Genomic DNA, 18,262 nt, shown 5'->3' with positions numbered 1-18,262 from the left:
GGCTGTGCCTCGACGCCACCGGAGCCGGCACCGCCAACGGCACCAAGATCCAGCTCTACAGCTGCCACGGCGGCACCAACCAGAAGTGGACCTGGAACAGCTAGCCCGCACCTGTGGCCTGCGGTGCGGAACATTCAGTCGCACCGCAGGCCACGCCCGACAGCCCCTCGCCCCGCCTGGGCATCCTGGTGGCGATGCACGGGTGCAAGGGCTGGGCCCAGGACCGGCTGCCAGCAGGGCCTGGACGATACTTCTCCCGGCTTTCCAAGGCTTCGACCTGCCAAGCCAGGCGTTCGAGGTTGGTCGGTGGTGATCCCGTGCACATCCCGCAGACCTACCGATCGAAAGAGAGACCGAGCCGATACGGGACAGACGCGAAGAGCGTAGAGTCCCACACCCCTGATGGCTTGCCGGACCTCTTCCGCCTAGATGCCGTGGTGATGTCCTACCTACCGCGGAACGGCCTCCGCCGCGGGCAGCCGGGTCACCCTGCCCCGGCAACCCCGGCGGAGGCCGGCCTAGTGAAACTCGATCAGTCGACGCACATCGCGTTGTGGGTGGACTGGAAGACCCATGTGCCGCCACCCGGAGAGGAATAGATCATCAGCGTGCTGTAGGTCCCAGGGGTGCAGTCGTGGCCGACCGCGAGAACGGCCTGCCGGGCCCGCTGTTCGGCCGCCGCCAACCCGGCCGCGTAGGTACTGCCCGCCCCTTGAGCAGTGGCGCTGCGGGGAGTGTCATAGCCGTCGGCGTGCGCGGCCACGGGCGTGGTCGCCAGGCCCACCGCCACCACCGCTGAGACGAGGCCGAGCGGGCGGAGCCAAGTGACTTTTCGCATGCTTCTCCTTACGAGGGACGGGCACTATCAACATAGAGTTAGCGCAAATCGATATAGCGGCGGTATTGACCGCTTGGTCACAAGAATCTGGCGACCGTTGTCCTCATGGTGGAGCACATGGCTAAGGGCACTGCGAAGAATTACTCCTTCAGTTGATCTTTGATTTTGGGTACAAGCCGGTTTCCGTGCCCGTCCACACCCGACGGTGCAGTTCCACTCCGGTCTCCAGTGGTCGTGCGCGCGATCAGCTCGAGGATGGCACGGATGGTGACCAGCGCTCGCCTCCCGGCCTAATTCGTGCTCCCTGAAAGTACGAGCTATTTCCGGGGCGGGCGCAGCCGAATCCAGATAATCGGTCTCCAGGCATTCTCGGCTCCTGAGGGCAGCCCCGATGCTTTGACCTGCAAGTTGAACTCGCCGAGACCGCTAGTACCAGCGAATCACGCGGAACGCGGGTACGAGGGGTCGCGCGATACGGCTCGTTGCCGGAGACTAGTTGCCCGGTGAGCCAGGGCTGAGGAACGGAGTTCTGGATCGTCGATCCCCCCGCCACGTACGGCGATTGGCCACGGTGAGGCGACCATGAAAGGCGGTTGGGGTGCGGCGGCGGCCCGAAGTCCGCCGGCGGCCGGGGCCGGTGCCCTCGCCGCACCGCCCGGACGGCGGGCGGGCGATGCGCCGCGGTGCGGCGCCGCCTCGACAGGCTCGCGCGAGGACTACTCAAGAATGGATCGGGCACGCAACGGGCGCGGAAAGCTCGAAGGCCGATTAACGATCAAAGCCCAGGCGGGGAGAACGGTCCCCGGCCTGGGCTTTTGAGTGGGGGCTGATGGCCCGGCCGTCGTGTCTTATCTCTGCCGAGCATCTTCAGGCGATGCCTGACGATGAAATCGTTCCTGGTACCAAATTGCTACTCGGTGGCGCTGTATGTACTCGGTGACATGCGGCCGCTGACACGAATTCGGATCTGTTCGACGTATGACTCTTATCGTCGCGCCTGCTGGTCAGCGTCGCGCTTCGTCGGCTGCGGCGCAGAGTCCTCCACGAAGCGAGGACGGCAAGCGAACCAGCCGGCGATCACCCCTGGGATGGCGGTCGCAGCGAGCACCAGGAGTGGGACCGACCATGATCCGGTCGCCTCGCGCAGAAGGCCCAGACCGATCGGGCCGAAACACGCCAGCCCATAGCCGATGCCCTGAACGAAGCCCGACACGGCAGAGGCTGTCTGCGGGCTCTTGGTTCGACGGTTGATGAGGGTCATGCAGAGCGGGAAGGTGCTCACCCCGATTCCCAGCGCGCACACCCACATCAGCGTGCCGTCGAGCGGGGACAGGAGCAGGCCCAGGTATCCCGCTACCAGGAAGATCGCGCACCCGACGACCACGATGAACGGGTTCATCATGCGCGTGGCCAGGTGTGGAACCACCAAGGCCGCGAGCATGCCCCATGCCGAGTAGAGCGCGACCATGGAGCCGCCCAGGGCCGCGCTGCCTCCTGCGTCGGTGAGCACCGCCGGGACCCAGGTGATGATCGCGTAGTTGGACAGCGACATCATCGCGAAGAGGATCACCAGGCCCCAGACGGTCGATGATCGGCTGATCCTCGGTCCCGCATCGGTCGCCGTCACGGCCGCGGGCGCGTGGTGATCGGCGGGCAGCCTGACTGTCAGCACGAGCCAGACCACACCAGCCACAGCAGCTGGTCCCGCCCAGATACCTACCGAGAGCCGCCACGTCGCCGCTTCTGCGACCGGGACCGCAAGGAGCGGGGCGATGAACTGGCCCGCCTGCATGAGGATCAGGTAAAGCGAGGTCCCCAGGGCCAGTCGATCGGCGAACCAGGCCTTCACCAACGGAACGACCACGACGTTCGCGGCTCCGATTCCGGCCAGTGCCAGCACGGTCGAAAGGACCAGCAACGAGGGCGTTGGAGAGAAGGCGCGCATCAGGAGCGACAGAGCCGTCAGGCCCAGCGCCACAGTGGCCGTGCGCTCGAGTCCGAACTTCCTCGTCACCGCTGGGGCGAGAAACCCGAAGATGCCGAAGGACGCCGCTGGCACAGTGCCGAGCAGGCCGGACAGCGTCACCCCGAAGCCGAGATCGGATCCGATGATCTCCAGGAGCGGAGTGAACCCGGTCACGGCCGTTCGCAGGTTGACCGCTGTCAGGGCGATGGCGAACCAGGCCCACAAGGTCAGGCGCCTACGGCGTAACGGAACGAGCGATGAAGAGAGCAATGTCACGTTATACTCCAGTGTAAGGTCAGCAGATGATGGGATTATGGGATGAGTTACGAAGAGTCTGACACGCGACAACCGATGCGTCGAGTGGGACTTATCGATCAGGCTGCCGAGCGCTTCCGCGAGGAGGTGGCCTCTGGACGCTGGCCGGTCGGTGAGCGGATACCGACCGAGGCCGCACTGGTGTCGCAGTTCGGGATCGGCCGGAACACGGTGCGCGAGGCGGTGCAGTCGCTGGTGCACGCAGGTCTGCTGCGCCGTGAGCAGGGCCGCGGCACCTTCGTCATCTCCAGCTCCGAGCTGACAGGCACTCTTGAACGTCAGCTCGCCGGTGGCACCCGTCGCCACTACCTGGAACTACGCCTTGCCCTTGACAGCGCTGCCGCGTCACTGGCCGCGTTGAACCGCTCGGATGCCGACGTCGAACTGCTGCGCGAGCTGCGCGACCGTCGAGAAGCGAGCTGGTCGACCGATGATCTCGACCTGCGAGCGAGCGCGGACCTCGCCCTGCACAATGCGATCGTGGCAGCGACGCACAACCCTCTCTACGTCAAGCTGTACTCCAGCATGCTCGACGTCTTCGCTGCCCACATGCGGGACGAGAAGAGCGAGGACGAGGACGCGGCACACCGCTACCACCACGAGCTGGTCGAGGCAATCGCGGATGGGGACGCTGACCGTGCTGCCACGAAGGTGGCTTCCATCTTCAAACCCTTCATGCGCTGAACCACACGATTGCCTCCCCGCTCGGGCGAGGCGTCTCTGACGATGCCCCGCAACGCGAAGCGCTGCAGGCCGGCGATCATGCCGACAACTCGTCCACCCCCATAGACAGACCATTCGGAGCCATGGTCCTCCGCATAACCCCTAGACAGTTCTTGTTGTAGGCCGGCCGCCATTGTCTAGAGGGGCGGACAAGGAGGCGGTGGACGATGTCTTGCAAATCGGTCTGATCACCATGGACAACGACCCCGCCCTGGGTGCCAGGCAGCCCGCAGTGACCGTGACTACTCCCTGCTGACCGCCCTTAATGGCCCGCCAATGGCCCAGCGATCGCTCCCGCGACCTGTCGGCGGGCGCGCGCCCCTGATCCACCCCGTCCTCTTCGTAGCTGCCGACACCCAGGGCGCAACCGCCTGACTGAGTACGAGGCAGCATGGCCACCCGAAGACATCGAACTGGCTCTGGACCACGACTCCGACATCGACAGCTCCGAAGAGATCCACGACGCCAGGCAACCCGATCAATTACGAGTACGTACGGGACGCAATCGGCGACGTCCACCGCGCGATCGACGAAGGCCGCGTACCCGTGCCGACCAGTCGCCCCGGACGCCCATCGCTCACAGGCGAGGGCACCCATTCCCCAAGAGTCTCCTTCAGACTCCCCGAGGAGTTGCGTGAACGAGCGAGGGCCCGCGCCGAGCAAGAGGGCAAAAGTGTGTCAAGAGCGCAACGGGCACGGAAGAGCGCGAAGGCCGACCAACGATCAAAGCCCGGGTGGGGAAATGGTTCCCTGGCCTGGGCTTTCGAGTGGGTGGAGCCTAGGGGATTCGAACCCCTGACTTCCTGCTTGCAAACGGGAGCCAGTCACGATGTAGGAGCCTCCTCGTCCTGCTCGGACGATAGATACCAGCTGATGAGACGCGATCGTGATAGGCGACGTTGCTGTATTCCAATGCTGCACAGCCGACGGTTGCCACGGAGTTCGTTCAGCACCCCATGTCCATGTCACCGTCCCGAGTTGCGACCACTTCAATGGTGTAGGTGCTCCCTGATTCGGGCTTGTACGGGTCGAAGGGCGCGACGGAGAGGTACGCCTTGGTGCCCAAGACCATCTTGGTAAAGCACAGCTCCGCGAACGCTTCGTCTTGTGGGGTCCACCCGTCCTCTAGCGCTGCGCGGGTATAGAACTCCTCCACCGAACGCAGCGAGTCTCCGGTCTTGTAGCTCTGCCATGCGAGCGCATACCCGTCGTCTTCCTCGCATCCGAAGTTACTCGCCGCCGACTGCGCAGTGGGCGGATGCACACCCAAGATGGACAGCGATGCCAGCACGCCGGCGAGCTGCTCATTCCGTGGCGGACATCCTGAGCCGAACCGGTTGAGAAGGACAGACCCGCCAACCATGAGCGCGCCCACGGCGATGGTACTTACCACGACAAGCGCGGCGATTCGGCCCTTCATGACCGAGATCTTAACGACCTCGCAAGCCGCCCCGCCCTGATCTTCCCGTCTGCCTTCGACCCGCCCCTGTACGGCTTCCCAATCCCGCAGGACTAAGCACTGCACGATCCGAAGCTGATCAACCGAGGTCGTTGCTGTATTTCGCTGCTGTACGAAATCCAAAAGGCGACTTCCCGATCATGAGAGGTGGCCTTTGACGTGGGGTGGAGCCTAGGGATTCGAACCCCTGACCTCCTGCTTGCAAATCGGCCTTATCACCAGGGGAAACGGCCCCGACCTGGGCGAGAAGTCGTCCGCGAGTGGCCGTGAGTACCCCCTGTTGACCGCCCTTAATGGCCCGCTAATGGCCCGACTTTGCGGCCCCCACATCCGACGATGTATAGCGTAGTGCTACTTGGTGGCACCGCATAGCACACCAACCTACGCTCGTAGGGTGAGCATCTCTGAACCTGAACGTTCCCATCAGATCTCGCAGCGCGATCTCCGCAACCGCTCTGCAGAGATCATGGATGGGCTGGAACGCGGGGAACGGTACGCCGTGACCCGTAATGGTCACCACATCGGCGACCTCGTGCCGATACGTCGCCGACGCCGGGCCGTTTCGCGAGCGGAGTTCGCCGCGATGTCCCGAGGTATGCCGCGTCTCGACGACCGGAAGTACCGCGAGGACATGGACCGACACGCCAACGACGATCTCTACGACCCCTACGATCGCGCGTACGGCAGAGGCGAGTTCACCGAGGGCGGGCAGTGACTTTCACGCAAGGGCTGCTCGACACCAACATCCTCATCCTGCGTGCTGGGATCGACCCGGATGAGCTACCCGACGAGATGATGATCAGCGCCATCACAACGGCAGAGTTGTCGGTCGGCGTGCTCGTGGCGTCCGGGCCGCAGGAACTCGCTCAGCGGATGAAGATCCTGCAGGCCGCCGAGGCTGAGTTCGACCCACTTCCCTTCGACGAAACCGCCGCCCGCGAGTACGGCCAACTCTGGACCGCTGCCATCGCCTCAGGCCGCAACCCGCGTCCCCGCACAGCCGACTTGTTGATCGCTTGCGTGGCCATTGCCAACCAGCTCCCGCTCTACACCTGCAACCCAGAGGACTTCAAGGGCCTGGATCATCTGCTCACAGTGGTTCCGGTCACTCGACCACAGTGGGACGGCACCTGAGACGTGCTTTCGCTCGCAGGAATCAATCCGAAGCCCAGGCCGGGGAAAACGGTCCCTGGCCTGGGCTGTTGAGTGGGTGGAGCCTAGGGGATTCGAACCCCTGACTTCCTGCTTGCAAAGCAGGCGCTCTGCCAGCTGAGCTAAGGCCCCGTGGCGGGTGCGAACTGCGCAAACGCAGATCCACAGGCCGCCGGTGCGTACACCGTAGCAACAGCCCGCACCCGAGCGCCACTCGATACCGGGTCGTGCCGCCCACGTGGCCCTCGGCGCCGGTGATGACCCGCAGGGGGAACCAATAGGCGGTCAGGAGGCCGAAGTGGCCACCGGCGAGGCGCCGACCTCGTTGCCGAGGACGAGCGCGGGGAAGTCGGCGATGGACTCGATGATGTGAGTGGCGCCGCCGCCGAGCAGACGGTCCTTGCTGTGGACGCCGGTGAGCACTCCGGCGACGATCGAGGCGCCCGCGCGCCGGCCGCACAGCATGTCGCTCTCGGAGTCGCCCGCCACGGCGACCTGCCGCACGTCGTCGATACCGGAACGCAGGACGGCGGTGAGCACCATGTCCGGGTAAGGGCGGCCGCGTCCGGCGTCCTCGGGACACAGCGCGAGGTCCAGCATGTCGACCCAGGTGAGGGTGCTCAGCACCCGTCCCAGGGTCGCACGGCTGAAGCCGGTGATCAGGGCGATCTTCAGGCCCGCGTCGCGCAGCTTCGCGATGGCCTCCACGGTCCCCGGCAGCGGCACGAGACCGGTCCGTTCGATGGCTCCCTCGTAGGAGCGCTCGAAGGTCAGGTTCGCGGCCTGCGCCTGGGCCTCGTTGCCGGGGAAGATGCCCCGGAAGACTTCGATTTTGGGACATCCCCGGGACCTGTGCACATGCACCATGGCACGGGCATAGGCACTGGTCCCGGGGACGATGCCCTGCGTGGCGATCGCCTCGGCGAACGCCCGTTCCACCATTTCGATGTCACCGATCGTGGTCCCGGCCATGTCAAGACAGGCCAGCTTCACGGGGCTCATTCCCGTACCCTTGCCACGATCAAGCACCATCCCTGGTGGTCAGTTCTCGCTGCCGGTGGCCTCGGTCCACAGGTCGAGCTCGGCACGGTCGGCCTGCACCTTGCGCCAGACCAGAAGCCCGCCGACGGCGACCAGAGCGAGAACAAGCAGCTTCTTCACGGTGTGACCCCACTTCTCGACGGTCTCACCTGCCGGGTGAGACAACGCCCGGTTCTACGGTTCCCTGCAGCCTAGCAAGGCTTCGGCGTCCGACCCGGATTGCCCGAAATTTCGGTGCACCAAAATCATGATTACGGCTCGCGAGCCTGATCCGCCGTCCATCCCAGGCGGCGGGGCGGCGAGATCAGAAGTGCCCAGCTCGCAGCGGCGCTAACCCTGCCTGCAGAAGGGGTTCGGGGAGATGGGGAAGCCTGGTTTCGGTCAGGCGGCCCGTGCTCCGCTCTCAGCGGAAGTCAAATGTCGATCAGGGAAGCGTCACGCAGAGGCGGATCGTCGTTCCCTCAGCCCCCGTACGCACGACCAGGTCGGCCAGGCGATTCATGAGCCACAGTCCACGTCCCCCGAAGTCGAACCGCGTCGCCGACTCCTCGCGCTCCAGCGCCTCGTCGGGAATGCCGGGACCTTTGTCGGTGATCTCGGCCACCAGCACCCCCGCCTCCCGCCACATGGCGATCCCCCTCGGCGGGGAGCCATACCGGACGGCGTTGGTGACCGCCTCGTGCACGGCGAGCACGAAATCCTCCAGGGCTACGCCCTCGAGCCCGGCCTCCTGCGCCGACACCATGACGAGATGCCGCACCCTGGTGACCGAACTTCGGTCGAACTCCAGGCTGAGCAGGCTGCCCGCCAAGGTTCTCACCGCCCTCCTGCTTGCCCCACGGTGTGGTAGTTACTCCATTAACCGCCCACGCGCACCTGACACGTATTTTCCGGTACGGCTTGCGCCACCGTCTCCTGCGGGCGTGCTGTAGCGGAGGTCGCGCACGTGACGCTAGCGCATCGTCACAGCTCCGTCATGAGCTGCTGCAGCATCCGCTTGGTCTCCAACGCCGGCTTGGCCTGGATGCACAGGCGTTCCATGACTGCGAGATAGCGGTCGATGTCCTCTCGTTTCTCCAGGTAGATGGCGCTGGTGAGCTGTTCGAGGTAGACGACGTCAGGCAGGCCGACCCCCGCGAAGCGCAGGATGCTGAACGGCCCTCCGGCGGCCGCGTGCCCGCCGGCGCTGAACGGGATTATTTGGAGCGTTACACGAGGCAGGGTGATCAACTCGAGCAGGTGCTCGATCTGGGCCCGCATCACCGCGGCCCCACCCACCGGACGCCGCAGCACGGCCTCGTCGATCACCGCCCACAGAATGGGCGGGTCCGGGCGGACCAGCACCTCCTGGCGGTCCATCCGCAGCCGGACACGGCGCTCGATTTCCTCGTCTGACGCGTCGGGATGGCCGAGGCGCACGACCGCTTCGGCGTACTCGGGGGCCTGCAGCAGCCCGGGCACGAACTGCACCTCGTAGCAGCGGATGGCGCTCGCGGCCTGCTCCAGGCCGACGTACGCCTCGAACCAGGAGGGCAGGATGTCGTCGTACTTGTGCCACCAGCCGGGGACGTTGGCCTGGGCGACGAGCGAGAGCAGAGCCTCCCGCTCGCTCTCGTCCGTGACGCCGTACAGGGTGAGAAGGTCGGCGACGTCACGGCGGCGGAATCCGACGCGCCCGAGTTCCATCCGGCTGATCTTGGAGTGGGAGGCGCGGATGGCGTGGCCGGCTTCCTCAAGGCGGATGTGCCTGCTCTCGCGGAGCCGCCGCAGTTGGGTGCCGAGCAGAATGCGCAGGACAGTGGGACTGCGGCGCGACCGTGCCGCCAGGTCGAGCGGGTGAGGCACACCCTCGCTAGGGGCCGCAGTCATATGGGGTCCTTTGAGGTGCACCGATGTTTACGCCACGTTCACGATACTCGCCACGTCGCCCCGCGCAAGTGGCGAGATCATTTCTCCACTTCACCAAGAAGGTCGTCGAATTCGCCCTCCTTGGCGGAGCGGAGGAATGCGGCCATGTCCTGAAGAGGAACGATCAGCGCCGGTCCGGCGGGGTGCCGGGAGTTGCGCAGTGCCACGCGGCCGTCGGGCAGCGCGGCGATCTCGACGCAGTTGCCGCTCGGATTGCTGTGGCGGCTCTTGCGCCAGGCCTGCTGCCCCAGGTGAGATGAGGGCATTCCGTTGTAGATCACGGACACGGGGCGCCTCGTTTCGGAATCGGAGCCCAACCGGCGACATTCGTGCGTTTGCACGTGCATCTGTACTTGCACAGGAGCATCAATGGGAGCAGTATGACTTACTGAGTCATCCCGCCACATGGTCGACATCAACCTCATAAGGCTCTCAATGACTGGTTATCGGACAGACCGCGCTTCCCTCGCAGAAGCCGATAGCGTTGCCCGGGATCCGTGGTTGGGCACGCTTGAGCAGGTCTTTCCGGACGGCAAGCGCTGGCCCTGGACCTGCGACGAGGAGCCGTGCGGCGTCCCCCAGGTGGCGGTGCACGAGTTCCACCGTGAGAGTCTCGCCGCGCGCACCGCGCGGCACTTCACCGCCGGGGTGCTGCGGACCTGGTCCATGGAGGACGTCGCCGACGACGCCGCGCTCGCGGTCTGCGAGCTGGTCACCAACGCGCTGCGCCACGGCCTGCGACACCAGGCCATCCATCCCCTGCCGGTGCGCCTGTTGATGTTCCGTTCGTCCCGCGCGCTGCTGTGCATGGTCACCGACCCCAGCAACGACGCGCCGGTGCTGCGGGAGCCCGATTACGTCGCGGAGACCGGGCGCGGCCTGCAGGTCGTCGCGGGGGTCAGCCGCATGTGGGGCTGGGCGCGGCTCCGTCCCGTGGGCAAGGCCGTGTGGGCCGGCTTCACGGCCGAGGCCGCCGGCTACCGCTGATTTCCCGGCCGGCAATGTCCGGAAAGCCGTAATCGGGAAACGCGCACGATCCTCACTCAGGCCCGTCTTGCACCGGTAATATCGGTCATCAGGGCTGAACGGAGGATCATGCCGGGTTTCCCCCCGGTCGAGCCTGTGGGTTTCGACCCGTCCGTCCCGAACGAGGCCCGGGTCTACGACTACTGGCTCGGCGGGAAGGACAATTTCGCCGCGGACCGCGAGGCCGCGGAGGCGGCGCTGCTGATCGCGCCGGAGCTTCCCTTGATGTGCCGCGAGGGGCGCAAGTTCCTCGGCAGGAGCGTACGGTTCCTGGCCGCCGCCGGGATCCGCCAGTTCGTCGACATCGGCTGCGGCCTGCCGACGCAGGGCAACGTGCACGAGATCGCACGGGAGTGCGCCCCCGACGCCCGCGTGGTCTACGTGGACAAGGACCCCGTCGTGGTGAACCACGGCCAGGCGCTTGTGGAGGAGAACGAGAGCGTCGCGGTGATCCAGGGGGATGTACGCGACCCCGACTCGATCCTCACGCATCCACGGCTGCGGGAGCTCGTGGACCTCGACGAGCCCGTGGGCGTCCTGCTCGTCTCGGTCCTGGCGGCGATCAACGACGACGACCTGACGTTGGCCATCACCACCCGCCTGCGCGAGGCGATCGCACCCGGCAGCTACATGGTCATCAGCCACGCCATCTCCGACCTCCGCCCGGAGGTCACGGACAAGCTCGCCCTGCTGTTCGCCAACGAATGGGCGGTCAAGGACGACGGCCGCCTGCGGCTGCCCACCCGGGCCGAGATCCTGCCGCTGTTCGGCGACCTGGACATGGTGGAGCCCGGCCTGGTCCAGGTGCCCGACTGGCGGCCGGAGCCCGGCGAGCTGCGACCGCCGAAGGACATGGTCTGGGCGGTCGGCGGTGTCGGCCGCAAACGGTGAGAAGCGCCAAACCTTTGATCTTCGTTGAATATTAACGGGCCGACCATTGACAGATGCGCTGTCGGGCGGCCACGCTCGGTGAGTATTTCCACTTCCAGCGAGGAGGTGGGACCGTGACGACGTTCACCGTGTCCTGCTCCGGAAACATTCGCCCTAGACGGGCGGGCAACGCGTCGCGCGCCGGTTCGCCGCGCCGGTGCGTCTCATGAACTCAGCAGGCGGCCACTGCGGCGTTCTCTACACGGACACCTACCTCAGCGTCAGGTGGTCCCCCGTGGAATCCTCGGTGATCATCGAGGGTGAGGTCGACGTCTCGAACAGCGCCGCCCTGGCGACCGCGCTCGCCGAGGCGAGGTACGAGCGCGGCGAGATCACCATCGACACGGGCGCGCTGCGGTTCATCGACCTGGCGGGGCTGCGGGCTCTGCTGGCACCGGCGTCCCCCGCGGCGGGCGACGCCGTTCAGCTGCGCAACGTGCCGCCCTACCTGCGCCGCCTCCTGGAGATGCTCGACGAGTGACGGGCGCGCCCGCCGGGCTCAGGCGAGCAGCAGCCGCCGCGCGAGCGTCTCCATCCTGTCCCGCCACGCCTGCAAGGGCCCGGCGGGGTCGGGCAGACCGGTCTCCGTGACGACCAGCCGGGCGCCGTGCCCCGTGCCCTGGGACAGTTCCCAGCGCACGTGCCTGCCCTGCTCGCCGGACTCCACGTACGCCGGAAGCTCGGCCGCCGGTTTCCTGACGGCCGTGACGATCCCCTCGCCGAGGCCGTCGGGCACCGGCGCCCCGGGCGTCGCGGCAGGCGCGCCGGCGACCGACCAGACCTCCTCGACCGGCCGGGTGAGCTGGCGCTCGAAGCGCACCCGCCAGCCGCCGCCCGCCCGCTCGCCCAGTCGCTCGGCCGTGCCCTCGGCCAGCCCGAACGCCTCCACGTACGCCTCATGGAGGTGCGCGAAGTTTCCCTCGGGCCACTCGGCGGGCCGTCCGCCCGCGACCGCCTCCAGGGCGTCGAGGCAGACCTGCCAGCCGGACGCGTAGCTCGCCGCGGCCGGCCGGTCGTGGAAGACCTGGGTGAAGACGAGCAGGCAGCCGCCCTCCTCGGGCAGCAGCTCGAAGCGCAGGAGGTTGTCGCCCTCGCGCGGCATCTCCCGCGGCGAGTGCTGGAGGAAGGCGAACAGCCGGGGCGGGTCGAGCTCGGTGATCTCGGCGGCCATCGTCATGCCGCCGCCCTCGAACGTGATCGTCCCGCCCACCCGCAGGTCCAACTCGACGACCGTGAACGGGAACCACTGGCCGAGCCGGTCGGGCTCGGTGACCGCCCGCCAGACCTTCTCCGGAGGGTGGGCCAGCCTGCGCTCCATGCGCAGCGCCGGCCGCCCGTCGACCATGCCGAGCGTCGCGTTCACGATGTCTCCTCTGAATGTTCGGGCGTCGCGTCCAGGTGCCGTTCCAGCGCGTCGAAGCTCTCCGACCACAGCCGTCGATAGGGGGCGAGCCAGGCGTCGATGTCGGCGAGCGGCTCGGGGCACAGTTCGTACCACCGGCGCTGGGCGTCCCGGCGAACGCGGACCAGCCCGGCCTCCCGCAGCACCTTGAGGTGCTTGGAAGTGCCGGGCTGGGTCAGGCCGAGCCGCTCGGCGAGCTCCCCGACCAGGCGGGGACGTTCGAGCAGCAGGTCGAGGATGCGCCGCCTGGCGGGCTCGGCGAGTACGTCGAAGGTGACTGACACGCCTTCGAACATACCCGATCAGCTATATAGCCACAAGGGCATATTGTCAGCTTGCGATCTCGTTCAGCTCCTTCAGCGCCGCCTCGTCGGGTCGCCACGCCGCCGCCGCGACGTTGGCCTTGATCTGCTCGGGCCGGGTCGCCCCCGCGATCACGGAGGAGACGGCCGGCTGCGCGAGCAGGCCGCCGATCGCGACGTCCAGCAGGGTCACCCCCTGCCTGTCGGCGAACTCCTGCAGCCTCTCCACCACCTCGAACCGCGCGTCGGTCAGATACTGCGGCCGGCCGGCGAGGCGGGTGCCCGCCGGCGGCTCCTCCCCGCGCCGATACTTGCCGGTGAGCAGCCCGTTGGCCAGCGGGAAGTACGGCAGCAGGCCGATGCCGTGGTGCAGCAGCGCCGGCACGAGCTCCTTCTCCACCCGCCGGTCGAGCAGGCTGTACTCGTTCTGCGCGCTCACGAAACGCTCGAAGCCGCCGGTGCGGGCGATCCAGTCCGCGTCGGTGACCTGCCAGGACCCGAAGTTGGACGAGCCCACGTAGCGGACCTTGCCCTCCCGCACCAGGTCCGTCAGGACCGACAGGGTCTCCTCGATCGGCGTGGACGGATCGGGGAAGTGCAACTGGTAGAGGTCGATCCAGTCGGTCTTGAGGCGGCGCAGGGACCGCTCGACGGCCAGGCGGACGTAGCGCCGCGAGGCCCGCGCGCCCCAGTCGGGCCCGTTGGCGCCGTTCACGTCCCCGCCGAACTTGGTGGCGATGACGACCTGGTCGCGCCGCCCCTTCAGCACCTCGCCGAGGAGCGTCTCCGACTCGCCGTAGATGTCGGCGGTGTCGATCAGCGTGACGCCGGCGTCGAGCGCCGCGTCGACCACGGCGCGCGTGGCGTCGAGGTCGATCCTGCGGCCGAAGTTGTTGCCGCCGAGACCGAGAGCCGAGACGACGAGTCCCGAGTCGCCCAGCCGCCGATAGGTCATTTCGGTCATTGCCCCTGCATCCCTTTCTCACGTGACCCCTCCCTGCCGGGAGAGCTCTCCCCACCGTATTTCGACCCCCTTCGGCAGCGGACGCCGGATCGTCCGCGAGAGGATGCCGGACATGACCTCCGTACGGCACAGCGTCCGGGCCATCCTGTTCGACGGCGACGACATCGTCCTGTTCCGGCGCGTGCGGCCGGGGCGGGAGCCGTACTGGGTCACGCCGGGCGGCGGGGTGGAGCCCACCGACGCCACTCCCGAGGCGGCGCTGCGCCGCGAGCTCGACGAGGAGCTCGGAGCGACGGCGGGTCCGGCGCTGCACGTGTTCACCCTCGTCGAGCCCGGCCGCCTGAGCACGGTCTTCGCCTGCCGGCTGGTGTCGCTCGATTTATCGCGCCGCAGCGGCCCGGAGTTCCTCGAACCGGACATCGGCCTGCACCAGGTGCGGCGCGTACGCCCGGAGGAGGCGCGCACGCTGACCATGGTCCCGCCCGAGCTGGGGGAGTTCATCTCCGCGAACGCCGGGACTCTGCCCGCGCTGCTCGACGCCGCCACGTACGCCCCGGGCCGTTATCGGCCGGTCGTCGACGTGCACCTGCTGCTCACGGACGGCGAGAAGGTGCTGCTCGGCCGCCGCCACGGCACCGGCTACGGCGACGGGGAGTGGCAGATCATGCCGTCCGGGCACCTGGAGGAGGGGGAGTCGGTGGTGGACACCGCCGTGCGGGAGGCCCGCGAGGAGCTCGGTGTCGAGGTGGACGGCTGCGAGGTGGTCCACGTCATGCACCACCGCAACGCGGGCGGGACGGCTCGCATCGGCATGTTCCTCGTGTCGCGCTCCATCACCGGCACACCGGTCAACGCCGAGCCGCACAAGTGCGCCGAGCTGGGCTGGTTTCCGCTCGACGGGCTTCCCGAGCGGACCGTGCCGTACGCGCGGGCGGGCGTCGAGGCCGTGCGGCGGGCACTCGCCTCGCCCCCGCCGGGCCTCCCCGCGGCCGCCGATGCCGCCCTGGCCGCCTCCGGGTCGCCGCTCTTCTCCCTGCACGGATGGGACGTCCCGGGCTCCGCCGATCTGGCGGCCGAGGCCGTACGCGCCGGGTTCGAGGAGGTCACGGTGTGCCTGACCGGCTGGCTCGACGGCGCGGTGCTCGTCCACTCCGACGACGAGACCGACCGCCTTCCCGCCACGGTCGTGCTGCCGGGAGAGGGAGTCGAGGCGGCGCTGGCACGGCTCGCCCCGGTGGGAGAGGCGACCTTCGCCGGCGCGGACGACTACGTCTCCCCCCGGGGACGCATCGGACGCCGTCTCGCCTTCTCCGCCCGGCTGACGGAGGCCCCCGAAGGCATGGTCCCGCTCCCGGCCGGGTCGCTCGGACGCCTGCCGTACGCCGAGGGGGTATTCGTCCGCCGCGCCTCTTCGGGGCTTTTGCACGGCGTGTCCGGCCGATAGCCTGATTCGGGGCGTGCCGGGAAGTCTGGTCGGCGAAGGGGTCCCCCCTATCCGGGGACCGTACGGCGACCGGAAGGCAGACGTGAGCACAGCCGCACGTGGCAGGCAGGTGAGAGCATGCGTGCCCGGGATCTCGTAGTGCCGTTCCCCACCGTGGAGCTCGACTCCCCCGTGGCCGACGCCGCCCGCCTCATGGCCGAGCGCGAACTGCCCGGGCTGATCGTGCTGGACGAGCGTGGGGCGCCGGCGTCGATCCTGCCGGGCACGCAGGTGCTGCGCCTGGCCGTGCCCCGCTACTGCCAGGACGACCCCGCGCTGGCCCGGGTGATCGACGAGGCGCACGCCGACGCCTTCGTCCGCGCGTTGGGCGAACGCACGGTCCGCCAGGCGATGCCGGAACGGCCGCGCGAGCTCCCGGTGACCGATCCCGACGCCACGCTCCTCGAGGTCGCCGCGCTGATGGCGCGCACCCGCAGCCCTCTGGTCGCGGTGCTCGACGGCGACCGCCTGCTGGGCGCGGTCACGCTCTCCGCGCTGCTCAAGCGACTCGCATGACGGTGACCGCATGGGTGGCGACGATCGTCTTCGTCGCCACGTACGTCCTCATCGCCAGCGAGAAGGTCCACCGGGTCAAGGCCGCCTTGGGCGGCGCCGCGATCATGCTGCTCGTCCACGCGACGGCGGCCGACTCGGCGTTCTTCTCCCAAGAGTCCGGCGTGGACTGGAACGTCGTCTTCCTGTTGCTGGGCATGATGGTCATCGTCGGTGTGCTGCGGCAGACCGGCGTGTTCGAATACCTCGCCATTTGGGCGGCCAAACGCGCCAGGGGACGGCCGTTCCGCCTCATGGCGCTGCTGTTGGTGATCACGGCCCTGGCGTCGGCGCTGCTCGACAACGTCACGACCGTGCTACTGATCGCGCCGGTCACGTTCCTCGTCTGCGAACGGCTCGCCCTGCCGGTCGCGCCGTTCCTGATCGCCGAGGCGATGGCGTCCAATATCGGCGGCACCGCGACTCTCGTCGGCGACCCGCCGAACATCATCATCGCCTCCCGCGCCGGGCTGACCTTCAACGACTTCCTCATCCACCTCACGCCACTGGTGATCGTGCTGACGGCGGTCTTCATCGGACTGTGCCGGCTGCTGTTCCGCAAGGCGTTCCGCTACGACCCCGAGCGGGCGGCCGAGATCATGCAACTGGACGAGCGGGCGGCCATCCAGGACAAGGTCATGCTCGTGCAGAGCCTGTCCGTGCTCGGCGTGGTCATCGCGGCGTTCGTGCTGCACCCGGTGCTGCACTACGAGCCGTCGGTCGTCGCGCTGCTCGGCGCGGGGCTGCTCGTGCTGGCCACCAAGATCACCACCGAGGACGCGCTGCGCGAGGTGGAGTGGCCGACGCTGGTGTTCTTCGCCGGGCTGTTCGTGATGGTCGGCGCGCTCGTCGAGACCGGCGTGATCGCCCAGGTGTCACGGGCGGCGGCGGAGGCGACGGGCGGGCGGCCCGGCGTGACCGCCATGGTCCTGCTCTGGGCATCGGCAGGACTGTCCGCCATCGTGGACAACATCCCCTACGTCGCCACGATGAGCCCCATCGTGGCCGACCTCGCGCAGCACGTGCCCGGCGGCGACCACAACGTGCTGTGGTGGGCGCTCGCGCTCGGCGCCGACCTCGGCGGCAACGCCACCGCCGTGGGTGCCTCCGCCAACGTCGTCATCCTCGGCATCGCCGAGCGCAACGGCGCGCGCATCAGTTTCTGGCAGTTCACCAAGTATGGCCTGGTGGTCACCGTCGTCACGGTGGCCCTGTGCGTGCCGTACCTCTGGCTGCGCTACCTCCTGTAGGCCGGGCGGGCCCCGCAACAGGGCCCCTTGTGACGCGGAAATACGGTAGGGGGGTATGGTGTTCTCGTCAGTGAGGCACGAGTTATCGGAGTGATCGTCATGACCAGCACCTACACCGTCACCGGAATGACCTGCGGCCACTGCGTCAGCTCGGTTAGCGAGGAGGTCGGCGCGGTCGCCGGTGTGACCGACGTCCGGGTGGACCTCGCCTCCGGCCTGCTGACGGTCGAGACCGACGGCGGCGTCGACGACGCGGCCATCGTGGCGGCCGTGCGGGAGGCCGGATATGACGTGGCGAGCGTCTCGTGAACACCCCCGCCCGGCTCGGACGCACGGTGAGCGGAGCCCCGGTGACGATGAGGGCCGACCTCGCGCCGGGCCGGGTCAGTAAGCTCGGGTTCACGGTGAGCGAGGACGGCAGCCCTTCGGCGACCTCGAACCGCCCGGTCCGCGGGGCCGAGCCGGCCTGCCTGCACGTGGCACCCCGAGGGCGTGACGACGGAAGGAGCGACCTTCGCCGCGTCGGCGCCGAGCGGCGGGGACTCCCGCCTGCTCCCGGACTACCCGCACACAGGGACGGCCTGCACCGCGGCCCTCACGGTTCACGCGGAAGCGGCGGGGCGCAGCCGTTGAGGGCACGACGCGAGAGGAAGGAGTGGTGATGCCGGCGACAACCGGTGACCGGCCGTCGGGCGTGGTCGAGCTTTCGATTGGCGGCATGACCTGCGCGTCGTGCGCGAACAGGATCGAGCGCAAGCTCAACAAGCTCGATGGTGTGACCGCGACGGTGAACTACGCCACGGAGAAGGCCAAGGTGACCGTCCCCGAGGGCCTGGACCCTCTGACTTTGGTGGCAGAGGTGGAGAAGGCCGGCTACACCGCCAGGCTGCCCGAGCCGCCAAAGCCCGAGCAGGAAGGTGAGCAGCCGGGGGATGAGCTTGCTGGGTTGCG

Annotated in this window: 23 protein-coding genes, 1 tRNA gene and 1 pseudogene; 13 read left to right on the top strand and 12 right to left on the bottom strand. The window is 68.0% G+C overall.

The window, feature by feature from the left end; genetic code table 11:
• Nucleotides 1-2 precede the first annotated feature (2 nt).
• Nucleotides 3-104 (top strand): RICIN domain-containing protein, encoded by a 102-nt coding sequence (locus tag ABZ860_RS42400; RefSeq protein ID WP_357232379.1) that lies wholly within the window; start codon nt 3-5, stop codon nt 102-104.
• 428 nt (nt 105-532) lie between these two features.
• Here the strand turns inward: ABZ860_RS42400 and ABZ860_RS42395 are convergent, their stop codons facing one another.
• Complete coding sequence (locus ABZ860_RS42395) at nt 533-838, bottom strand: hypothetical protein (protein WP_357232373.1); 306 nt, start codon at nt 836-838, stop codon at nt 533-535.
• A 985-nt stretch (nt 839-1,823) separates the two neighbouring features.
• The gene (locus ABZ860_RS42390) at nt 1,824-3,080 is read right to left on the bottom strand and encodes an MFS transporter (protein WP_357232370.1); all 1,257 of its coding nucleotides are present in this window, start codon (nt 3,078-3,080) and stop codon (nt 1,824-1,826) included.
• A 42-nt stretch (nt 3,081-3,122) separates the two neighbouring features.
• Here ABZ860_RS42390 and ABZ860_RS42385 point away from each other — a divergent pair, with 42 nt between their 5' ends.
• Both ABZ860_RS42385 and ABZ860_RS42380 read left to right on the top strand, forming a co-directional pair.
• Nucleotides 3,123-3,803: an FCD domain-containing protein gene (locus ABZ860_RS42385; RefSeq protein ID WP_357232367.1), complete on the top strand. Its 681-nt coding sequence runs from the start codon at nt 3,123-3,125 to the stop codon at nt 3,801-3,803.
• A gap of 585 nt (nt 3,804-4,388) precedes the next feature.
• Nucleotides 4,389-4,508: pseudogene (locus ABZ860_RS42380) on the top strand (hypothetical protein); the annotation flags it as partial.
• 280 nt (nt 4,509-4,788) lie between these two features.
• Here ABZ860_RS42380 and ABZ860_RS42375 read toward each other — a convergent pair.
• Nucleotides 4,789-5,262: a hypothetical protein gene (locus tag ABZ860_RS42375; protein ID WP_357232382.1), complete on the bottom strand. Its 474-nt coding sequence runs from the start codon at nt 5,260-5,262 to the stop codon at nt 4,789-4,791.
• A gap of 433 nt (nt 5,263-5,695) precedes the next feature.
• Here ABZ860_RS42375 and ABZ860_RS42370 point away from each other — a divergent pair, with 433 nt between their 5' ends.
• Both ABZ860_RS42370 and ABZ860_RS42365 read left to right on the top strand, forming a co-directional pair.
• A complete protein-coding gene (locus ABZ860_RS42370) occupies nt 5,696-6,016 on the top strand; it encodes a prevent-host-death protein (RefSeq protein ID WP_357232365.1) in 321 nt (106 codons plus the stop codon).
• Entirely contained in the window at nt 6,013-6,435 is a 423-nt protein-coding gene (locus tag ABZ860_RS42365) for a type II toxin-antitoxin system VapC family toxin (protein ID WP_357232362.1), read from the top strand. Before ABZ860_RS42370 ends, ABZ860_RS42365 begins: the two co-directional genes overlap by 4 nt.
• 77 nt (nt 6,436-6,512) lie before the next feature.
• On the opposite strand, the gene ABZ860_RS42360 is transcribed toward ABZ860_RS42365, so the two are convergent.
• From ABZ860_RS42360 to ABZ860_RS42335, 6 genes are all read right to left on the bottom strand, one after another.
• Nucleotides 6,513-6,585 (bottom strand) — tRNA-Ala (locus ABZ860_RS42360).
• A 153-nt stretch (nt 6,586-6,738) separates the two neighbouring features.
• A complete protein-coding gene (locus ABZ860_RS42355) occupies nt 6,739-7,455 on the bottom strand; it encodes an HAD family hydrolase (protein ID WP_357232359.1) in 717 nt (238 codons plus the stop codon).
• A gap of 39 nt (nt 7,456-7,494) precedes the next feature.
• Nucleotides 7,495-7,614, bottom strand: a complete 120-nt coding sequence (locus ABZ860_RS42350; protein WP_208802288.1) for a DLW-39 family protein — start codon at nt 7,612-7,614, stop codon at nt 7,495-7,497.
• Nucleotides 7,615-7,918: 304 nt separating this feature from the next.
• Nucleotides 7,919-8,314, bottom strand: a complete 396-nt coding sequence (locus tag ABZ860_RS42345) for an ATP-binding protein (RefSeq protein ID WP_357232356.1) — start codon at nt 8,312-8,314, stop codon at nt 7,919-7,921.
• Nucleotides 8,315-8,457: 143 nt separating this feature from the next.
• The gene (locus tag ABZ860_RS42340; protein ID WP_357232353.1) at nt 8,458-9,363 is read right to left on the bottom strand and encodes a helix-turn-helix transcriptional regulator; all 906 of its coding nucleotides are present in this window, start codon (nt 9,361-9,363) and stop codon (nt 8,458-8,460) included.
• 77 nt (nt 9,364-9,440) lie between these two features.
• A complete protein-coding gene (locus ABZ860_RS42335; protein ID WP_143734424.1) occupies nt 9,441-9,689 on the bottom strand; it encodes a DUF397 domain-containing protein in 249 nt (82 codons plus the stop codon).
• A 214-nt stretch (nt 9,690-9,903) separates the two neighbouring features.
• On the opposite strand from ABZ860_RS42335, the gene ABZ860_RS42330 reads away from it, so the two are divergent.
• The 3 genes from ABZ860_RS42330 to ABZ860_RS42320 all read left to right on the top strand — a co-directional run bounded on the left by ABZ860_RS42330 (nt 9,904) and on the right by ABZ860_RS42320 (nt 11,839).
• The gene (locus tag ABZ860_RS42330) at nt 9,904-10,389 is read left to right on the top strand and encodes an ATP-binding protein (RefSeq protein ID WP_357232350.1); all 486 of its coding nucleotides are present in this window, start codon (nt 9,904-9,906) and stop codon (nt 10,387-10,389) included.
• Nucleotides 10,390-10,497: 108 nt separating this feature from the next.
• Nucleotides 10,498-11,319 (top strand): SAM-dependent methyltransferase, encoded by an 822-nt coding sequence (locus tag ABZ860_RS42325; RefSeq protein ID WP_357232348.1) that lies wholly within the window; start codon nt 10,498-10,500, stop codon nt 11,317-11,319.
• A gap of 205 nt (nt 11,320-11,524) precedes the next feature.
• Entirely contained in the window at nt 11,525-11,839 is a 315-nt protein-coding gene (locus ABZ860_RS42320; protein WP_357232345.1) for an STAS domain-containing protein, read from the top strand.
• 18 nt (nt 11,840-11,857) lie between these two features.
• On the opposite strand, the gene ABZ860_RS42315 is transcribed toward ABZ860_RS42320, so the two are convergent.
• The 3 genes from ABZ860_RS42315 to ABZ860_RS42305 are packed head-to-tail and all read right to left on the bottom strand — an operon-like array spanning nt 11,858 to nt 14,026.
• Nucleotides 11,858-12,721: an SRPBCC family protein gene (locus ABZ860_RS42315; RefSeq protein WP_357232342.1), complete on the bottom strand. Its 864-nt coding sequence runs from the start codon at nt 12,719-12,721 to the stop codon at nt 11,858-11,860.
• Nucleotides 12,718-13,044, bottom strand: coding sequence for a metalloregulator ArsR/SmtB family transcription factor (locus ABZ860_RS42310; protein WP_357232339.1), 327 nt, complete (start codon nt 13,042-13,044; stop codon nt 12,718-12,720). Before ABZ860_RS42310 ends, ABZ860_RS42315 begins: the two co-directional genes overlap by 4 nt.
• A 46-nt stretch (nt 13,045-13,090) precedes the next feature.
• Entirely contained in the window at nt 13,091-14,026 is a 936-nt protein-coding gene (locus tag ABZ860_RS42305; protein WP_357232336.1) for an aldo/keto reductase, read from the bottom strand.
• A gap of 112 nt (nt 14,027-14,138) precedes the next feature.
• Here ABZ860_RS42305 and ABZ860_RS42300 point away from each other — a divergent pair, with 112 nt between their 5' ends.
• The 5 genes from ABZ860_RS42300 to ABZ860_RS42280 all read left to right on the top strand — a co-directional run.
• Nucleotides 14,139-15,470 (top strand): NUDIX domain-containing protein, encoded by a 1,332-nt coding sequence (locus tag ABZ860_RS42300; RefSeq protein WP_357232333.1) that lies wholly within the window; start codon nt 14,139-14,141, stop codon nt 15,468-15,470.
• A gap of 117 nt (nt 15,471-15,587) precedes the next feature.
• Nucleotides 15,588-16,025 (top strand): CBS domain-containing protein, encoded by a 438-nt coding sequence (locus ABZ860_RS42295; RefSeq protein WP_357232330.1) that lies wholly within the window; start codon nt 15,588-15,590, stop codon nt 16,023-16,025.
• Entirely contained in the window at nt 16,022-17,311 is a 1,290-nt protein-coding gene (locus ABZ860_RS42290) for an ArsB/NhaD family transporter (protein ID WP_357232327.1), read from the top strand. The genes ABZ860_RS42295 and ABZ860_RS42290 overlap by 4 nt, the downstream gene beginning before the upstream one ends.
• 93 nt (nt 17,312-17,404) lie before the next feature.
• Nucleotides 17,405-17,620: a heavy-metal-associated domain-containing protein gene (locus ABZ860_RS42285; RefSeq protein WP_357232376.1), complete on the top strand. Its 216-nt coding sequence runs from the start codon at nt 17,405-17,407 to the stop codon at nt 17,618-17,620.
• A gap of 352 nt (nt 17,621-17,972) precedes the next feature.
• Nucleotides 17,973-18,262: heavy metal-associated domain-containing protein (locus ABZ860_RS42280; protein ID WP_357232324.1), on the top strand; the 290-nt coding region annotated here is incomplete at its 3' end.

This window comes from Microbispora sp. NPDC046973 (genome assembly GCF_040644495.1).
In the GTDB taxonomy this organism is placed as follows: Bacteria; Actinomycetota; Actinomycetes; order Streptosporangiales; family Streptosporangiaceae; genus Microbispora.
Note: the sequence above shows the minus strand (reverse complement) of the source record. Positions and strands in the feature narration are given on the sequence as shown.

Bases quoted from the DNA above. Each gene is read 5' to 3' on its own strand.
- ABZ860_RS42340 (WP_357232353.1), bottom strand. From the start codon at position 9,363: ATGACTGCGGCCCCTAGCGAGGGTGTGCCTCACCCGCTCGACCTGGCG.
- ABZ860_RS42325 (WP_357232348.1), top strand. From the start codon at position 10,498: ATGCCGGGTTTCCCCCCGGTCGAGCCTGTGGGTTTCGACCCGTCCGTC.
- ABZ860_RS42320 (WP_357232345.1), top strand. From the start codon at position 11,525: ATGAACTCAGCAGGCGGCCACTGCGGCGTTCTCTACACGGACACCTAC.
- ABZ860_RS42290 (WP_357232327.1), top strand. From the start codon at position 16,022: ATGACGGTGACCGCATGGGTGGCGACGATCGTCTTCGTCGCCACGTAC.
- ABZ860_RS42300 (WP_357232333.1), top strand. From the start codon at position 14,139: ATGACCTCCGTACGGCACAGCGTCCGGGCCATCCTGTTCGACGGCGAC.
- ABZ860_RS42395 (WP_357232373.1), bottom strand. From the start codon at position 838: ATGCGAAAAGTCACTTGGCTCCGCCCGCTCGGCCTCGTCTCAGCGGTG.
- ABZ860_RS42355 (WP_357232359.1), bottom strand. From the start codon at position 7,455: ATGAGCCCCGTGAAGCTGGCCTGTCTTGACATGGCCGGGACCACGATC.
- ABZ860_RS42305 (WP_357232336.1), bottom strand. From the start codon at position 14,026: ATGACCGAAATGACCTATCGGCGGCTGGGCGACTCGGGACTCGTCGTC.
- ABZ860_RS42375 (WP_357232382.1), bottom strand. From the start codon at position 5,262: ATGAAGGGCCGAATCGCCGCGCTTGTCGTGGTAAGTACCATCGCCGTG.
- ABZ860_RS42385 (WP_357232367.1), top strand. From the start codon at position 3,123: ATGAGTTACGAAGAGTCTGACACGCGACAACCGATGCGTCGAGTGGGA.
- ABZ860_RS42295 (WP_357232330.1), top strand. From the start codon at position 15,588: ATGCGTGCCCGGGATCTCGTAGTGCCGTTCCCCACCGTGGAGCTCGAC.